This window comes from Phytoactinopolyspora limicola, from assembly GCF_011320225.1.
GTDB classification, from domain to species: Bacteria; Actinomycetota; Actinomycetes; order Jiangellales; family Jiangellaceae; genus Phytoactinopolyspora; species Phytoactinopolyspora limicola.
In genome coordinates this window covers 543,667-560,496 of record NZ_JAAOEN010000004.1, presented here as the reverse complement: position 1 = coordinate 560,496, position 16,830 = coordinate 543,667, and the positions used below count along the sequence as shown (strand labels likewise).

At 67.5% G+C, this 16,830-nt stretch carries 15 protein-coding genes; 13 read left to right on the top strand and 2 right to left on the bottom strand.

Annotated elements, in window-relative coordinates:
• The first annotated feature begins 55 nt into the window (after positions 1–55).
• The 6 genes from G8760_RS13970 to G8760_RS13945 all read left to right on the top strand — a co-directional run bounded on the left by G8760_RS13970 (position 56) and on the right by G8760_RS13945 (position 7,218).
• The gene (locus tag G8760_RS13970) at positions 56–1,141 is read left to right on the top strand and encodes a glycoside hydrolase family 172 protein (RefSeq protein WP_166351988.1); all 1,086 of its coding nucleotides are present in this window, start codon (positions 56–58) and stop codon (positions 1,139–1,141) included.
• On the top strand, positions 1,141–2,358 hold the full coding sequence (locus G8760_RS13965) for a glycoside hydrolase family 183 protein (protein ID WP_166351986.1): 1,218 nt from the start codon (positions 1,141–1,143) through the stop codon (positions 2,356–2,358). Before G8760_RS13970 ends, G8760_RS13965 begins: the two co-directional genes overlap by 1 nt.
• A gap of 73 nt (positions 2,359–2,431) precedes the next feature.
• Entirely contained in the window at positions 2,432–3,352 is a 921-nt protein-coding gene (locus G8760_RS13960) for a carbohydrate ABC transporter permease (protein WP_166351983.1), read from the top strand.
• Positions 3,352–4,251, top strand: a complete 900-nt coding sequence (locus G8760_RS13955; protein ID WP_207782336.1) for a carbohydrate ABC transporter permease — start codon at positions 3,352–3,354, stop codon at positions 4,249–4,251. The genes G8760_RS13960 and G8760_RS13955 overlap by 1 nt, the downstream gene beginning before the upstream one ends.
• 132 nt (positions 4,252–4,383) lie before the next feature.
• Entirely contained in the window at positions 4,384–5,922 is a 1,539-nt protein-coding gene (locus G8760_RS30130; protein WP_166351980.1) for an HD domain-containing phosphohydrolase, read from the top strand.
• 63 nt (positions 5,923–5,985) lie between these two features.
• Complete coding sequence (locus tag G8760_RS13945) at positions 5,986–7,218, top strand: MFS transporter (protein WP_166351977.1); 1,233 nt, start codon at positions 5,986–5,988, stop codon at positions 7,216–7,218.
• A 3-nt stretch (positions 7,219–7,221) separates the two neighbouring features.
• Here G8760_RS13945 and G8760_RS13940 read toward each other — a convergent pair whose 3' ends face one another.
• Both G8760_RS13940 and G8760_RS13935 read right to left on the bottom strand, forming a co-directional pair.
• Positions 7,222–7,659: a TIGR03667 family PPOX class F420-dependent oxidoreductase gene (locus tag G8760_RS13940; RefSeq protein WP_166351975.1), complete on the bottom strand. Its 438-nt coding sequence runs from the start codon at positions 7,657–7,659 to the stop codon at positions 7,222–7,224.
• A 47-nt stretch (positions 7,660–7,706) separates the two neighbouring features.
• Positions 7,707–8,957 (bottom strand): ROK family transcriptional regulator, encoded by a 1,251-nt coding sequence (locus G8760_RS13935; protein ID WP_166351972.1) that lies wholly within the window; start codon positions 8,955–8,957, stop codon positions 7,707–7,709.
• Positions 8,958–9,018: 61 nt separating this feature from the next.
• Here G8760_RS13935 and G8760_RS13930 point away from each other — a divergent pair, with 61 nt between their 5' ends.
• The 7 genes from G8760_RS13930 to G8760_RS13900 all read left to right on the top strand — a co-directional run bounded on the left by G8760_RS13930 (position 9,019) and on the right by G8760_RS13900 (position 16,754).
• Positions 9,019–9,975, top strand: coding sequence for an ROK family protein (locus G8760_RS13930; RefSeq protein ID WP_166351969.1), 957 nt, complete (start codon positions 9,019–9,021; stop codon positions 9,973–9,975).
• Positions 9,976–9,986: 11 nt separating this feature from the next.
• Complete coding sequence (locus G8760_RS13925; RefSeq protein ID WP_207782335.1) at positions 9,987–11,150, top strand: substrate-binding domain-containing protein; 1,164 nt, start codon at positions 9,987–9,989, stop codon at positions 11,148–11,150.
• Between the two features lie 46 nt (positions 11,151–11,196).
• The gene (locus G8760_RS13920) at positions 11,197–12,174 is read left to right on the top strand and encodes an ABC transporter permease (RefSeq protein ID WP_166351966.1); all 978 of its coding nucleotides are present in this window, start codon (positions 11,197–11,199) and stop codon (positions 12,172–12,174) included.
• A 33-nt stretch (positions 12,175–12,207) separates the two neighbouring features.
• On the top strand, positions 12,208–13,440 hold the full coding sequence (locus G8760_RS13915; RefSeq protein WP_166351964.1) for an alanine racemase: 1,233 nt from the start codon (positions 12,208–12,210) through the stop codon (positions 13,438–13,440).
• A complete protein-coding gene (locus tag G8760_RS13910) occupies positions 13,437–14,213 on the top strand; it encodes an ATP-binding cassette domain-containing protein (protein ID WP_166351962.1) in 777 nt (258 codons plus the stop codon). The genes G8760_RS13915 and G8760_RS13910 overlap by 4 nt, the downstream gene beginning before the upstream one ends.
• Positions 14,214–14,226: 13 nt before the next feature.
• Positions 14,227–15,297, top strand: a complete 1,071-nt coding sequence (locus tag G8760_RS13905) for a phosphotriesterase family protein (protein WP_166351959.1) — start codon at positions 14,227–14,229, stop codon at positions 15,295–15,297.
• Positions 15,298–15,596: 299 nt separating this feature from the next.
• A complete protein-coding gene (locus tag G8760_RS13900; RefSeq protein WP_166351957.1) occupies positions 15,597–16,754 on the top strand; it encodes a glycerophosphodiester phosphodiesterase in 1,158 nt (385 codons plus the stop codon).
• The last annotated feature ends 76 nt before the right edge of the window (positions 16,755–16,830 follow it).

Below are 16,830 nucleotides of genomic sequence, written 5' to 3'. Positions count from 1 at the left end.
GGACAGCGGTGGACCCCTACATTCGAGAAATCGATTACTGCGCAAGGAGGAACACGTGACGGGTACCCGCTACGGAAGCTACGGAAGCAGCCTCCGAGACCTTCCCCGGCTCCGCACCACCCGCCGTCGCCGCGAGTCCAGCTGGGACCGCACCGGTGGCAACCAGGACTTCGTCACCGTCCATCCGGGGGAGACGGCGACCCTCGCCGACCTCTCCGGCGCCGGCTCGATCAACCACATCTGGATGACGGTGGCCGACATGGCCGGCGCACACCCCGAGAACCTCGACAATGATTACCTGCGCAAGCTTGTCCTGCGGGTGTACTGGGACGGCGCCGAGCGGCCCAGCGTCCTCGTGCCCCTGGGTGACTTCTTCGGCGTCGGACACGCCCGCACCACCAACTTCGTCTCCGCGCCGCTGCAGATGAGCCCGCAGGACGGCAAGGGCTTCAACTCGTTCTTCCACATGCCCTTCGCCGACGGCGCCAGGTTCGAGCTGACCAGCGAGTGCACCGAAGCCCAGATGCGGTTCTACTACTACATCGACTACGACGCGTTCGACGAGTTGGAGGACGGCCTCGGCCGGTTCCACGCCTCGTGGAACCGGCAGTGCCCCACCGACGGAGTCGACGAGACAGGTATGTCCAACGCCGAGTTCGAGTTCGGCGGGCACAACCTCACCGGCGACGGCAACTACGTCATCCTCGACACCGAAGGCCGTGGGCACTACGTCGGGTGTGTCCTCAACATCACCAACCTGCGGCACACCCAGGAGTGGAACTGGTACGGCGAGGGCGACGACATGATCTTCGTCGACGGTGAGCCGTTCCCGCCGTCGCTGCACGGCACCGGCACCGAGGACTACTTCAACACCGCGTGGTGCCCGAGCCAGACCTACCACGCGCCGTACCACGGCCTCACGCTGCCGGGTGGCCCCAACTGGAGTGGGCAGATCTCGACGTACCGGTTCCACGTCGAGGACCCGGTCACCTTCACGACCTCGATCAAGGTGACGATCGAACACGGGCACAACAACCACCGCAGCGACGACCTCTCGTCGGTCGCCTACTGGTACCAGGAGCACGTGAGTACGGCGTTGACCCTGCCGCCGGTCGACCAGCGCATTCCGAGGATTGGGTGATGGGTGCACCCGGACCGGGCCGGACCCGTTCCAGCGCCCGGGTCGCCTCCGGCGCGGTGTCCGTGGCCGGTGCGGTGTCGTTGGTGGTGTCGGGCTGTTCGTCCGGGGACGACGGCCGGGTGAGCTGGGGTGATCACGGACAGGTGGTGGACATCGGCGACGGCACCGACGTCGCGTCGTCGTTCATCCTGACCGGCGTTGGCGAGGCGACGCAGGTGGCGAAGCTGACCGGGCCGGAGGCGATCAACGATACGGAACCGGTCGCCGTCGCCGGGACCGATCTCGGATCGATGTTCGACGCCGGCGGGCGGACGTATGTCGTCTTCGGCGACACTTTCGGCGTCCGCGCCCCGGACTCCTACGGGGGTCAGGGCAGCAACTGGCGCTCCAACGTCATGGCGTACACCACCGACACCGACCCTTCGGACGGCATCAGCTTCGACGGGTGGATCACCGACGAGTACGGGCTGGCCGCGGAGATCGTCCCCGGACTACACGAACCCAACGGCGCGGGTGAGGTAACGAAGATCCCGACCCACGGGTTCGCCGTCGACGACGCGATGTATCTCAACTACATGTCGGTGCACCACTGGGGTGATCCCGGGGTCTGGGACGCGAACTACGCCGGGCTGGCCCGGTCCACCGACGACGGCGAGACGTGGGACGTGTTGGACGAACCCCAATGGCCCGGAGAATCGAACTTCATCCAGGTCTCGGCCGCGCACGTGCGCGAGGGCGGTGAGGAGTTCGTCTACTTCTGGTCCATTCCCGCAGGCCGGTTCGGCGGCGCGCAGCTGATGAAGGTCCCCGCGAACCGCGACGCCGTGGAGGACCTCGACGCGTACCGCTACTTCGCCGGAACCAACGGTGACGGTACGCCGATCTGGGTCGATGACCTGGAGCAGGCGGTCACCATCGTCGACGACACCGTGGGCGAGCTGTCGGTGATGTACAACGAGCAGCTGGACCGCTGGCTGATGACCTACTCGACGGACGGCAACGCGGTGATCCGCGAGGGCCTGTCGCCGTGGGGGCCGTGGTCGGAGGCGTTCGTCATGACCACTCAGGCGGAGAATCCCGGGTTGTACTCGCCGTACCTCCACCCGAAATACGTCTCCGACGACGGCCGCACCATCTACTTCATGCTCTCGCTCTGGGGGCCGTACAACGTCTTCTGGTTCACCGCCGACCTGGACGTCGCGGAGACACGACACTAGTCCGGCGGCGCGCAGACCTATTCCCGCGGGGCGGTCAGCCGCCCGGCACAACCGGATGGCGAGGAGGGTGTGGATGACCGTTATAACTGGCCGCGGGCGGCGCGCGCCTGGAGCCGGGGTGCGCCGCCAGGACAACCGGCTGGCCTACCTCATGCTGGCACCGCTGGTAATCCTGCTCGGCATCTTCGTGATCTGGCCGCTGATCTATGCCGGGTACCTCAGCTTCTTCAACTGGAGTTTCTATCAGGCGTCGGAGTTCGTCGGCTGGCGGAACTTCTCCAACGTGTTGACCGACCGGCAGTTCGTCGAGTCGATCCTGCGTGGTTTGCGCTTCGCGCTGATGGTGGTGCCGTCGATCCTGGTGATCGCGTTCCTGTTCGCCAGCCTCGTCAAGACCATGGGGCGCAGGGCCGCGACCCTGCTCAAGGTCAGTATCTACATCCCGACGGTGATCTCCGGGGTGATCGCGTCGATCATCTTCGTGTTGATCTACGACTACTCCGGTGGCATCGCCAACTGGGTGGTCGGATGGTTCGGCATCGAGGCGCAGGCGTGGATCGGTGATGTGCGGTTGGCGTTGCCGGCCATCGCCGTCCCGGCCATCTGGATGGGCCTGGGGATCAGTGCGCTGATCATGCTGGCCGGGTTGCTGGACATTCCGGAGAGCTACTACGAGGCGGCCGAACTCGAGGGCGCGAACTGGTTCCAGCGCACCTGGTACATCACCCTGCCGCTGATGAAGAACATCTTCCTGTACCTGCTCATCGCCGGCTTCACGCTGGCGATCCAGCAGTTCGAGCTGCCGCTGATCATGACCGACGGCGGGCCGCTGGACTCGACCCTCCTGCCCAACCTCTTCATCTTCAACCACTTCCGCGACGACCTGTTCGTTGGTTATTCGATCGCCGCCGCGCTCCTCTTGTTCCTGGTGCTCGGGTCGATCTCGGCGCTGATCTTCAAGGCACTCAACTCCGAGAAGGCGGTGGACGGCTAATGGCCATTACGCAGCGGATGTCGGCCCGGCCGGCGGCCGGTCGGGTGGTGAGCAGGCCAGCCCTGGACCCGCCGCGGAGTCGCCGGTCGGTTCGAGGGGCGGCCTCCCGGGGCGTCGCGGGCCTGGTGTTCGTGCTGGCCGCGCTGTTCCCGCTGGCCTGGATGGCGATCGCCGGGTTCAAGGCCAAAACCGAGGTGGTCCGCACCCCGTTCCAGTTCTTCCCCGAGGTGTGGCTCTGGGAGAACTACGCGCAGATCCTCGACGACCCCGCGTTCGTGCGGACCATGCTCGTCACGTTCGGCGGTGCCGTGTTGTTCGCCACGCTGAGCCTGACCGTCAACTCGATGGGTGCCTACGTGTTCGCCCGGCTGGAGTTCGCCTTCAAACGGACGCTGTGGGCGCTGGTCATCACGACGATGTTCATCCCGGGGATGGCGATCCTGCTGACCAGCTTCATCGTCGTGACGAAGCTGCGGATGCTGGACACCTTGGCCGTCCTGGTGCTGCCCGCGGCGGCGTCGGCGGCGCACGTGTTCTTCCTCCGCCAGTTCTACCTGGGGATTCCACTGGCGTTGGAGGAGGCGGCGTTGATCGACGGGGCCAGCCGGTGGCAGATCTACCGATACATCTTCCTGCCGATGAGCAAACCGGTGTTCGTCGTCGTCGGGATGACGAGTTTCCTGGCGTTCTGGAACTCGTACGTGTGGCCCATCATGACGATCACCAGCCCGGATCTGTATCAGGTGCAGCAGTACCTGGCGACGTTCCGGTCCGAGCGATCCACCGAGTTGGGCCTGCTGATGGCCGGGTCGACGTTGGCGGCGCTGCCGGTAATCATCCTGTTCCTGTTCTTCCAGCGGTACATCATCGGCGGCATCCGGATCTCCGGCCTGAAGTAACCCCGCCCCATTTCACCGAGCAGCGTGGGGAAGAGTCCGACATCGTGGTGGCCACCGCCACCGATATGTCGGTTCCTTCGGCGACGAGTCCTCCACGATCCACTGGCGGATCCACGGTCTGAGCGTCACCATATGAGGGTGTTCCGTCTGCTCGGGCTGCTCGGGGGACTAGCCGCCGTCACGGACCTGGGAACGGGCGCCGCACCGGACGAGTCGCTGCGGCGCTGCGTCGTGGCGGCCCGGCTGGCCCGGGAGGCAGGCTGTGCCGACGAGGGGGTCCGTGAGGTCGTCTACGTCTCGTTGCTCCAGCACCTCGGCTGTACGGCCTACGCCCATGAGCTGGCTCGCGTCTGGGGTGACGACGTCGCGGCCAACCGGTTCGCTTTCGTGATGAACGCCGCCGACCCGCGCGATCTGGTCCGGGTCTGGGTGCCGGGTATGGCCGCGGCGACGGGGTGGTCGCGGGCGCACATGTTCGCCGCCACCGTCCGGTCCGTGCGGCGGGTCGACGCCAACGCGCCGGCGGCCACCTGCGACGTCGCCCGTGAAGCGGCGCGCCGGCTCGGTCTTCCGCCGTCGGTTCAGAACGGCCTCGGCCACACGGTGTCGATGTGGAACGGCAAGGGTTACCCGAAGGTAGCTGGCCCGGACATCCCCTTGAGCACCCGGATCATGCACGTCGCGTCGGTGGCCGTGCTGTTCCTGATGTACGACGGAGTAGACAGGGCCTTGGCCGAAGTGCGACGTCGAAGTGGCAGCTCATTGGATCCGCACCTGGCCGAACTCGTTCTGTCGCGCGGGGTGGACGGACTAGCCGACGTCGCGGCCGTCGACGCCTACCAGGCCGTCCTCGACAGCGAACCCGACCCGGTGTTCATGGTTGATGAGCCAGACCTCGAATCCGTGGCCCGGACGTTCGGCGATCTTGCCGACCTGAAGAGCCCGTGGCTACAAGGACACTCGTCCGCCGTCGGGGAGTTGGCCGGGGCCGCCGCCGCGGTTCTCGGCCTCGGCGACGGTGTCCGCGACGTTCGGGTCGCCGGCTATCTACACGACATCGGCCGGGTGGCTGTGTCGAGCCAGATCTGGGACAAGACCGAGCCGCTCAGCCTGACCGAAGCTGATCAGGCCCGGCTCCACCCCTATCACGGTGAACGTGTCCTGGCGCGGGTGCCGATGCTGGCGGCCGCCGCATCCTTGGTCGGACAGCACCACGAACGGTGTGACGGCAGCGGCTACCACCGGGGTCTCACCGGAGATCGGATGACCATGGCCGCACGGGTCCTCGCCGCTGCCGACGCGTACCAGACCGCGGTCGAGGAGCGGCCCCGCGCGGCGGCTATACCCGCGGCCGAAGCGGCGCGGTCGCTCAGAGACGAGGCGCGCGCCGGATGCCTCGATGGCGACGCGGTGCAAGCCGTGCTGGAGGCGGCCGGGCACGAGCGTCGGTCTCGTCGGGTCCGCCCGGCCGGCTTAACCGATCGGCAGGTCGAGGTGCTGCGCCTGGTTACCCACGGACTGTCGAACCGGGAGATCGCCGAGCGCCTGGTGATCTCCCGGCGCACCGCCGAGAACCATGTGCAGGACGTCTACACCAAAATCGGCGTGTCGACCCGGGCGGCCGCGGCGATGTTCGCCATGGAGCACGGCTTGGCGGGAACGTCGTCGTAAGAGGCCTCTAAATAGGTAGGTCTACTCAGGTGCCGGCACCGGGACACGGCGGAACCTGTGGGTATGGCTACCTCGACCACCTCCTCGCGGCGTCCCGTCGGTTCGGCGCCGGAGCGTCTGTTCACTCCGGCGTTCGTCGGGCTGACCGTCGCCGACCTCGCGTATTTCACCGCTATCGGCATGTCTTTCCTGCTGCTGCCGCATTACGTCACCGGCCCGGTCGGATCCGGCACCGCCGGTGCCGGCATCGCGTTCGGTGCGTTCGCGGTCACCGCGCTCGCCTTGCGCCCGGTGGCCGGCCGGCTCACCGACACCGTCGGCCGGCGACCCCTGTTGGTTGCGGGTGCCGCCCTGTGTGCCATCTGTATGGTCGCCACCGCACACGTCGACACGCTGGCGGCGGTCGTGGCGATCCGGCTTCTTCTCGGCGTCGCCGAGGCCGCGTTCTTCGTCGCGTCGTTCGCGGCGGTGGCCGACCTGGCACCACCCAGCCGCGTCGGTGAAGCACTGAGCTACAACTCGCTGGGGCTTTACCTCGGCATCGCGGGCGGTCCGCTGCTGGGCGAGTTCGTTATGGGCAGATGGGGATTCACCACGGCCTGGCACGCCGCCGCCGGGCTGGCCCTGTTCGCGGTGGTGGCGGCCCTCTACGTCGGCGAGACTCGGGTCGGGCAGCCGGTCCCGGGGCATCGGCCCCGACTCATCCACGTGAAGGCGCTGCCGCCGGCCTTGGGGTTCTTCGCCTCCGTGGTGGCCATGGGGGTCTTTCTGGCGTTCGCCGCGCTGCACGCCGACGACGTGGGAATGGCCCGAACGGGCACGCCGCTGATCGTCTACGGTGGTGTCGTCGTGGTGAGCCGGATCGCCTTCGCGCGGGTCCACGACCGCTTCCCGCCGCTCATCCTCGGGGCCGCCGCGCTGGTGACGATCGCCTCCGGCCTGATGGTGATCGCCCTCTGGGCGGCCCCGGCGGGGGTTGTTCTAGGAGCGGTCTTGTTGGCGCTTGGTGTCACCTTCAGCACGCCGGCGTTCTTCGCCGCGATCTTCGCCACGGCCGAGCCGTCCGAACGTGGTGCCGCGTCGGGCACCGCCAGTGTCTTCCTCGACCTTGGTATCGGTGGTGGTCCGATCCTCTTAGGGTTCGTCGCCACGGCGATGGGACTTCCCTGGGCGTTCGGGGTGGCCGCGGTTGTCGCGCTGGCCGGGGGTGCGTGGACCCTGTCACTACGCACCCCCGGCCATAACCAGCGGCGCGAAGAGTCGCCGGTGGTTCGTCCGAGGCGCGTCGTCGGATGAGGATCAGAAGCCGCGCGTCCCGGTCAGCCGGATTCGGATGGGAACGTGATACGTGGCTGCGAACTGCGCGACGCTGCCGACCACCGTCACCATGTCGTCGTCGTATTTGGCCAGGTACTCGGGGTGATCGTCCGGCGAGGGGAGGTCGTCGGCGCGTTCGGCGGTCCCGCGTATCACGACGATGTCGCCGCCGCTGGGAGTGCCGTTGAAATGCAACGACACGGTGGGGCGGGCCGCGATGTGGGTGAGCCGGTGAGCGTCCGGGGGAGTGTAGATGACGATGGTGTCGTCGCCGCTCCACACGAACCACAACGGGTTGGGTTGCGGGGTGCCGTCGCGGCCGACCGTCGTGAGCCAGATGATCCGCTCGTTGCGTAGCCGTTCACGTACCCGTTGGCCGAACGGCGTCGCTTCGTCGGGCAGTACATCAGTAGTCGACATGGTGGTGTCAACCATCCGAGGTGCCGACGTCATCCTCTCCTACAGATTCAGGACGACGTGCGTTTGGTGGCCTTCGTCGCGGACGCCTGATGCCCGTTGCGGCGGGCGTTGAACACGGTTTCCCGGGCGCGTTCGACGCCGATGGCGATGGCCCCGCGGACCACCGCCTCGCGGCCCAGGTCACCAGTGGTCATCGTGGGACGCAGGGGAGTGAGCTGCGCGAGAGCGGCGGTCATTTCGGGTTCCAGTAGGTCCAGGTTCTGCCCGACACCACCGCCGACGACGATCAGCTCCGGATCGAGGAACGCGAGAATACCCGCGACCAGCTGGGCGAGCTTCGTCGCCTCGGCCCGCACTGCGTCGAGGGCTCTCGGATCGCCCTGCCGGGCGGCGGTGAAGACCTGTTCGGCGGTGATGGGTGAGGTCATTCCGGCCGACACCGCACGGCGCACGACGGCGTCGGCGGCGAGAGCCTCTTCGAGTTTGCCGCGTTGTGGATTCTCGGCAGGTGCCGTCGTGGGTTCGTCGCCGATCGGTAGGTAACCCACCTCACCGGCGGCCCCGGTGAAGCCGCGATACAGCTGGCCATCCAGGACGAGCCCGAGCCCGAGGCCGGTGCCAATCGTCAGGTAGACGAATTGTTGGACACCCCTGGCCGCGCCGTAGGTGAGTTCGCCCAGCGCCGCGAGGTTCGCGTCGTTGTCGATGGTCAGATTGGTGCCCAGCTTCTCGGTTAGTGCGTCGGCGAGTCCGGCGCGCTGCCAGCCGGGGAGGTTGGCGGCGTACATGACGCGGCGGTGCTGCGGGTCATAGACACCGGGCGACCCGATGACGGTGTGGGTGACCGCGGACGGCTGCTGGCCGGCCTCGGCCGTGACGTCGGCGACCGCCTGGCTGACCCGTTCGACCAGCGCGCGTGCACTGCGGGCGGTGTTGCGTACGTCGAGCCTGCTGAGCTGGTTGCCGGCGAGGTCGGTGGCCAGGAGCCGCAGCCAGTCATGGCCGATGTCGACGCCTACCACGGTGCCGATGGTGGGGTTGGCCTCGTACTGCATGGCGGGGCGTCCTTGGGGGACCTCCGACCGGCCGCACGGGCGCACCAGACCGGACTTCTCCATGTCGGCCAGAGCGGCGAAGACGGTGGGTTGCGACAGGCCGCAGTCGCGGGCGAGCTCTGGGCGGGTGGCCGGGCCGTGAACGAAGAGCCGATCCAGGAGGAGCCGTTGGTTCATCTCGCGGAGCAGGGACGGCGCGACCGCTGCTGAGCGTGGACCGGGCGGCCGCTTGGAGGAGTCCATGAGACCGATCATAACGACCGAATGCTTGACACTTAGGAGTCTTTAATAAAGAATCCTAAAAATGTTCATCGAAGCACCAGCGGTTGAGCTCGACGGCGACGCGGCAGTGATCGCGGTCGACATCGGCGGCACCAAGATCGACGTCGCCTTGGCGGCGGCGACGGGGGCGGTGCTCGACCGGGTCCGGTTCCCGACCTTCGCCGAACAGGGCCCCGCGCAGGCACTCGACCGCATCGCGGCGGCGGTAGCCCGGTTGTCCGGGCCGGTAGCCACCGAGCATGGTCGTTCGGTCGTCGCCTACGCCGCCGTCAGCCCCGGGGTGGTCCGATCCGACGGCATCCTCTTCGCGCCCAACCTGCCCGGGTGGGAACGGCTGGCCCTGGCGGACAGCCTTCGGGCCGAACTTGCCGTGGCGGATGTCGTCGTAGCCAACGACGTCCGCGCCGGCGCCCTTGCCGAGCTGCGTTTTGGTGCGTTGCGGGGCAGCGATCCAGGTGTCTACATCAGTCTGGGCACCGGCGTCGCCGCCGCGTTGACCATCGGCGGGCAGGTGGTAGCCGGCGCCCATCAGGCAGCAGGAGAGATCGGCTACCTGACCCGTAGCACCACGGATCCGGCAGTGCTGCACAACGGGCACGCCGCCTTCGAGGAAATGGTGAGCGGCAAGGCCATCGGTGCGGCGGCGGGTCGGTTTCTCGGCGTAGACCTCGATGCCGCGGCAGTGCTGGCCAGCTCAGACGTATCCGCGCAACACGTCGTACACCAGGCATTGGGCGAGTTGGCCACCGCCATCGCCAACATCGCGGTGCTCGTCGACCCCGAACGGGTCGTGATAGGCGGGGGCATGATGGCGCACGCCGACGTGATCCTGCCGATCGTGTCCCACCACGTCCGCCAGGCCGTGCCGTTTCCGCCCGACGTCCTACCCGCCACGTTCACCGAAGACGCATCGTTGCACGGCGCCGTCGCACTGGCGCTGGATTCAGCCCGAACTCACGTTTCCCGCGAAACCATCTGAAGGGAGTCCTCATGCCGCGCAGAACGCTGGCCGGTGCGGCCACCGGCATGTGCCTGATCCTGGCACTCGCAGCATGTAGCACCGGCGCTGGCGACACCGCCAGTACCGCCGACGAGTCGCCCGGCTCCACCACCTCGGGCAACGTCATCCTCGACCGCGAGGTCAACGACACGGAGGGACCGAACGGCGAGGCGGCCACGCCGGTCGCCGACCTGACGTTCACCGACGACGAGGTGGCCGAGCTCCGAGCTGGCGACTACAAGGCGGCGATGCTCTGGCACACGTCGTCAGCGTTCGTGGCCGCCGTCCAGGCCGGTGCGCAGGCCGAGTTCGAGCGGCTCGGCATCGACGTCATCGCCACGGCGGACGCCAAGTTCGACGCCGGAACCCAGGCGGATCAAGTCCAGACGACGATGGTGCGCAAGCCGGACGTCATACTCAGCCTCCCCGTCGATCCGACGACGGCGGCGACGGCGTTCCGCGCGGCTGTGGACAACGGCACCGAGTTGATCTTCCTCTCCAACGTCCCGGAGGGCTTCACCCGGGGCGAGCACTACACCTCGATCGTCACCGACGACCTGGTCGAGATGGGCCGCCAGGCGGCGGTGGCCCTCGGCGACGCCCTGGGCGGGACGGGGGAGGTCGGGATCATGTACTACGAGGCCGAGTACTACGTGACCAACCAGCGCGACGCCGCCTTCAAACAGACCCTGCTGGCGGAGTTCCCCGACATCGAGATCGTCGCCGAGCAGGGCTTCACCGACCCCAACACGGCCGAGAGCATCGCCAGTGCGATGTTGACCCAGAACCCCGGGCTGGACGGGCTTTACACCAGCTGGGCCGAACCAGCGCAGGGGGCGCTGGCCGCGCTGCGCACCGCGGGCAACACCACGACCAAGATCGTCACCTTGGATCTGGACGACACTGTCGCCGTCGACATGCTCGGTGGTGGCCAGACGCTGGCGATCGTCGCCGACGAGGCCTGGAACCTGGGGAAAGGGATGGCGGCCGCGGCCGGCTACGCGTTGCTGGGCAAGGAAGCTCCGGCCTTCGCCATCACCGGCGTGCTCACGGTGACCAAGGAGAACGTCGAGCAGGGTTACCGCGACTCCCTGAACAGCGACCTTCCTCCGGCCGTCGCCGACGCCCTGAGCAACTGTGAGGAGTGCGGATGACACCGCTCGCCCGTGCTCCGCACGGTGATGACCGGGAGCGCGTCCGATGACCACAACCACCACGGAGACCGCGGCGCGCCGGCGTACCAGCCTCGGCTCGTACGACTTCCGGCCCTACCTGGTCTACATCGGGTTCGTCTTGATCTTCCTCGTGATGGCGGTGACGCTTCGCGACGAAGGGTTCCTGACGTCGGGCAATCTTCTGCTCATCCTGCAACAGACGGCACCGATCACCGTGATGGCGGTCGGCACGGTTTTCGTCCTCAGCTCGGGTGAGATCGACCTGTCGATCGGCTCGGTGGTGTCGCTGTCCGCACTGGTGTCCGCGGTGCTGCTGCGCGACCACGGGTTCGTCGCCGGTATCGCCGGCGGACTGCTGACCGGCATGACGATCGGACTGATCAACGGTTTGCTGGTGGCGAAGCTGCGGTTGCCGTCGTTCCTCATCACGTTGGGCATGATGGGCCTGGTCACCGGGCTATCGGAACGCATCACCCGGCTTCAGCCGGTGCCGTCGACCAACGAGGTCTTCAACGGACTCTTCGGCGCCGGTAGCCTCGCCGGTGTCTCGACCCTGATTCTCTGGTCCGGTGCGGTGGCCGTCGCAGGACACTGCATCTTCCGGCACACCCGCGCCGGCGCACACGTCCTGGCCACCGGAGACAACGTGGGAGCGGCGCGGGTAGCCGGCGTCAACGTCGACCGGATCAGGATCGGGGTGCTCGTCGCCAGTGGTGCCTGTGCGGCCCTGGCCGGCATGCTCTACACCGGTCGGTTACACGGCGCCACCTACACCCTGGGGTCGGCGGACCTGCTGACCGTCATCGCCGCCGTCATCATCGGGGGGACCCGGTTGAAAGGCGGGGTCGGCACGGTTGTCGGAGCCGTCGTCGGCTCGCTGATCCTGGGACTACTCAACAACGGCCTGATCCTCGCCCAGTTCACCCCGGCTGAGCAGCAGATCGCGCGCGGCCTGATCATTCTCGTCGCGGTGGTCCTGACGCTGCGCGAAAAGAAGACCTGACGACCCCGCCTCCGCCTGGAAGGTACCGATCCCGTGTTCCTCGACCTGCTCCGACGGCGCAACCCGGCGCTGATCGACGCCGCTATCGTGCTGCACCAACAGGGTGAGCTGCCGGCCAACACCTATGTGTTCGATCTCGACGCGGTGACCGCGAATGCCGCCGCGATCGCCGCCGAGGCTAGCCGGCTGGGCCTGACCCCACTGGCCATGACCAAACAGTTCGGCCGCAACCCGGACGTCTGCCGGGCGGTGCTGGCCGGTGGTATCGAGGCCAGTGTGGCCGTCGACATGGCCTGTGCGCGCGCCACCACGCGGGCCGGGATGCGTCTGGGCCACCTCGGGCATCTGGTTCAGGTTCCGGCCGCCGAGGCCGGCGAGGCGGCCGCTCTCGCACCAGATCACTGGACCGTCTTCAGCCACGAGAAGGCCCGCGGCGCTGCCGCTGCGGCGGCCGCCATCGGGGGAGACCAGGCATTCCTGGCGCGGATCCACGATCCGGCGGACCAGTTCTACCCGGGCCATGAGGGCGGATTCCCCGCGGCGGAGATCCGGGCCGTCGCCGACGCGCTCAACTCGTTCGATGGAGGCCACTTCGCCGGCATCACCACATTCCCGGCCCTGCTGTTCGACCAGCGGTCCGCGGCGGTGGTGCCCACCCACAACTTGGCCACACTGGAACGGGCCGCCGCAGAGCTGGCGGCGGCTGGGTACGGGGATGTCCACGTCAACGCACCGGGAACGACGTCCGCCGCCACCCTGGCCAGGCTGGCCGACAGCGGCGCAACTCACGTCGAGCCAGGACACGGCCTGACCGGGACAACTCCCTTACATGCCCGGCACGACCTCGTCGAGCTCCCGGCCGGCTGTTATCTGTCCGAGGTGAGCCACGTTTACGGCGGCCGAGCGTACTGTTTCGGCGGCGGGATGTACGTCGACCCGGTGTTCCCGGACTACGACGTGCGCGCCGTCGTTGGCCGCGCGCCGGAGGCGACCGACCTGGTTCCGGCCGAACTGCCACCACCGCAGGCGATCGATTACTACGGCCAACTGGACCTCACCAGCCGGCCGGGTGGAGCGGGACGGACGGTGGACGCCGGCGACAGCGTCGTCTTCGGCTTCCGCTTCCAGGCCTTCGTCACCCGGGCCTACACCGCCGGCGTCACCGGCGTGAGCAGCGGCCGCCCGCGGGTGGCGGGGCTCTGGTCAGCGGACGGCACCCCGACCTGGTCGCCCGATCCGGCCGGCGGGAAAGGAGCGCACCAATGACCACCACCGAGTCCACTCGCACCAGTGAGCCTGTGCTGCAACTGGACGGCGTCCGTAAGGAGTTCGGCGGCGTCGTGGCGGTACAGGAATTCAACCTGTCCGTCTACAGCGGCGAGGTCGTCGCGCTCGTTGGGGACAACGGCGCCGGAAAGTCGACCCTGGTCAAACTCGTCGCCGGTGTCCACCGTCCAACGGCTGGGCAGATCCGGATCAGCGGCGAGGAGGTCACCGCCACCGATCCGCGGCAGGTCCGCGAGCTGGGCATCGAGGTCGTCTACCAGGACCTCGCCTTGGCCGATCACCAGCCGGTTTATATGAACCTGTTCCTGGGACGGGAGCTGGTCACCGGCCCGTTCCGCCGGCTGGACAAGAAGCGGATGGCGCGGGAGACCCAAGCGCTGGTGGATGAACTGGACGTGCGGATCCCCTCGGCCAAGGCCATCATCCGCGACCTGTCCGGAGGGCAGCGACAAGGTATCGCCATCAGCCGCGCGACCCAGTGGGCCAAGCAGCTGATCATCATGGATGAACCCACGGCCGCGCTCGGTGTCGCCGAGACCGCGAAAGTAGAGGAGCTGATCGACCGGCTACGGCGGCGCGATCTTGCCATCTTGCTGGTGAGCCACGACCTCGACCAGGTGATGCGGCTCGCCAACCGGATCACCGTGCTCCGCCGTGGTGTCCACGTCGGGACCCGGATGACGGAGCAGACCGACAAGAACGAGATCGTATCCATGATCACCGGTCTGCAGGCGGCGGACGAACGAGCATGAACGGAGCGTCAAGATGGCCCACGTGCAGACCGTCCTCGGTCCCGTCGCGACGAGTGAGCTTGGTGGGATCATGCACCATGAGCACCTGTTGTCGCTGACCCCCGGTCCGTGGCTGTCCGGTGGGCCGCCCGCCCGGGCGCGATCCGACGCCCCGACCCCGGACGGCGCTGACATGCGCGCCCGCGACGAGGCGCAGGTGGAGGTTGCGGTCGCGGCACTAGGCGGGCTGGCGGAGTTGGGGATCGGCACCGTCGTCGATCTCAGCCCCTACGGTGTGGTCGGACGGGATACACACGGCGGGAACGTGGCGTTGCTGCAGGAGATCTCCCGGCGCAGCGGTGTCCACGTCGTCGCCGGGACGGCGGTCTACCTGGAGCCGTACAGTCCGGACTGGGCCATCGAGGCGACCCTCGACGAGATGGCCGAACGTTTCGTCGCCGACGTGATCGACGGCATCGGTGATACCACCGTCAAAGCCGGCATCCTGGGTGAGCAGGCGACCGGGCTGGGCGTCATCACCGCGCATGAGGAGAAGTGCCTGCGCGCGGCCGCTCGTGCGCAGCGCGAGACCGGGCTGGCGCTGATCACTCACACAACACACGGGACGATGGCTCTGGAGCAGGTCGAGATCCTGGCCGAGGAAGGAGCCGACCTCAGCCGGGTGGTGATCGGGCACATGGATACCCAGGCGGACGCCGGTTATGATCGCGCTGTGCTCGACACCGGGGTCAACATCGCCTTCGACACCATCGGCAAGCAGTTCTGGGACTTCGTCGTCGAACCACTGCCCGACGATCTTCCCGAAGGTGAATTCACCAAGCAGGCGTACTTCCGCTCCGACCACAGCCGAGCGCGCCGGATCGCTGCGCTCGTGGCGGATGGGTACCGAGATCGCCTCCTGCTCGCGCAGGACATGACGGGTGTCGAGGTCTATCTGAACTCCACCACCCACGGTGAGTGGGGTTACAGCTACCTCGGCGCGGCTTTCGCCGATCTGCTGCGGCAGCACGGCGTGACGGACGCGGATATGACGACGATGCTCCAGCACAACCCGGCCCGGCTGCTCACCCAGATGTCCGGGTGAGCACGGTCCGGGTGAGCACGGTCCGGGTGCGTGCGTGGGCACGCCGCGGCGGGCGTCGGGGCGTGCTGCGGTGGGCGCCATAAGGAGGCTTGTGGTGGCTATGGCGACAGTGCGCTTCCTTGTGGCGCGCGGGGCGGGCAGGAAGGATCCTTGTGGCGGCGCCGGGACGCGTCATCAGCCGTTCGTCGATTCGACATCCGTGATCCATTGACGGCGACTAAATCGATTGAGTACGTTCACGAACATCGGCGGCCCGACGTCATCCTTCCCCGAACGGCGCCGCCGGAGAGGAGCACACAATGCCCTTCAGCCGACCAGTCCATGCCGTCATCGCGGGTGCCGCGGTGATCGCACTGGCCGCACCACTGGCAAATACCGGCACCGACCCGGCCAGCGCCGCCGTCACATCGAAGCAGGCGTCATCCAGCGGGGCAGCGATGGACGTACGTCCTATCGTCTTCGCTCACCGCGGCGCCTCCGGCTACCGCCCCGAGCACACTCTGGAGGCCTACGAATTCGCGATCCAGATGGGATCCGACGGTATCGAACCCGACCTCGTGTCCACCAAGGACGGTGTGCTGGTCGCTCGGCACGAACCATGGCTGGGGCACACTACCGACGTGTCGGAGCGCCCCGAGTTCGCCGACCGGCAGACCACGAAGACCGTCAGCGGACGGCTCATCCAGGACGAGTGGTTTGCCGAAGACTTCACCCTCGCCGAGTTGAAGACGTTGCGTGCGGTGGAGCCGCTGCAGGACATCCGCCAGCACAACACCATTTATGACGGCCGCTTCGAGATCGCGACGTTCCAGGAGATCATCGACCTGGCCAAGCGGGCGAGCCGGGGTGGGCGACAGATCGGCGTGTTCCCGGAGACCAAACACCCGACGTACTTCAGGTCGATCGGCCTGCCGCTCGAAGAGCCGCTCATCCAGGCGATCAAGCGCAACGGACTGAATCGGGCCAACGGGCCGGTGCTCGTCCAGTCGTTCGAGCCGACGAGTCTGCGTATTCTCGACGATGCCCTAAAGGTGCCGGTGGTGCAGGCCATCACCACATCGGGTGCACCGTATGACACGATCGCCAACGGCGAAGGTCCCACCTACGCCGACATGGTCACACCGGACGGCCTGCGCGAGATCGCCACCTACGCCGACTGGATCGGGCCGAACAAGAACCTGGTCATTCCGCGGACCAGCGACGGCACCCTCGGCGAACCCACGTCGCTGGTGGCCGATGCCAAAGCGGCAGGTCTGGACGTCATGGCGTGGACGTTCCGCAACGAGAACCAGTACCTGCCCACCGATCTGCGCTGGGGCGACAACCCCGGCGACTACGGTGATGCGTTCGCCGAGTTCCAGGCGTTCTTCGAGGCCGGTGTCGAAGGTGTGTGGGCGGACAACCCGGACACCGCCATGATGGCTCGGGACGACTTCCTCAGCGGCCAGCGCCGATAACCCCCTCCCCATGATCATTGGCTTTTGACTACCGGATCCGGTAGTCAAAAGCCAATGATCATGGGAAGGGGGGCGA

Excerpts from the sequence above, each read along its gene's own strand:
- G8760_RS13965 (WP_166351986.1), top strand. The coding sequence starts at position 1,141 with ATGGGTGCACCCGGACCGGGCCGGACCCGTTCCAGCGCCCGGGTCGCC.
- G8760_RS13960 (WP_166351983.1), top strand. The coding sequence starts at position 2,432 with ATGACCGTTATAACTGGCCGCGGGCGGCGCGCGCCTGGAGCCGGGGTG.
- G8760_RS13955 (WP_207782336.1), top strand. The coding sequence starts at position 3,352 with ATGGCCATTACGCAGCGGATGTCGGCCCGGCCGGCGGCCGGTCGGGTG.
- G8760_RS30130 (WP_166351980.1), top strand. The coding sequence starts at position 4,384 with ATGAGGGTGTTCCGTCTGCTCGGGCTGCTCGGGGGACTAGCCGCCGTC.
- G8760_RS13945 (WP_166351977.1), top strand. The coding sequence starts at position 5,986 with ATGGCTACCTCGACCACCTCCTCGCGGCGTCCCGTCGGTTCGGCGCCG.
- G8760_RS13940 (WP_166351975.1), bottom strand. The coding sequence starts at position 7,659 with ATGTCGACTACTGATGTACTGCCCGACGAAGCGACGCCGTTCGGCCAA.
- G8760_RS13935 (WP_166351972.1), bottom strand. The coding sequence starts at position 8,957 with ATGGACTCCTCCAAGCGGCCGCCCGGTCCACGCTCAGCAGCGGTCGCG.
- G8760_RS13930 (WP_166351969.1), top strand. The coding sequence starts at position 9,019 with ATGTTCATCGAAGCACCAGCGGTTGAGCTCGACGGCGACGCGGCAGTG.
- G8760_RS13925 (WP_207782335.1), top strand. The coding sequence starts at position 9,987 with ATGCCGCGCAGAACGCTGGCCGGTGCGGCCACCGGCATGTGCCTGATC.
- G8760_RS13920 (WP_166351966.1), top strand. The coding sequence starts at position 11,197 with ATGACCACAACCACCACGGAGACCGCGGCGCGCCGGCGTACCAGCCTC.
- G8760_RS13910 (WP_166351962.1), top strand. The coding sequence starts at position 13,437 with ATGACCACCACCGAGTCCACTCGCACCAGTGAGCCTGTGCTGCAACTG.
- G8760_RS13905 (WP_166351959.1), top strand. The coding sequence starts at position 14,227 with ATGGCCCACGTGCAGACCGTCCTCGGTCCCGTCGCGACGAGTGAGCTT.
- G8760_RS13900 (WP_166351957.1), top strand. The coding sequence starts at position 15,597 with ATGCCCTTCAGCCGACCAGTCCATGCCGTCATCGCGGGTGCCGCGGTG.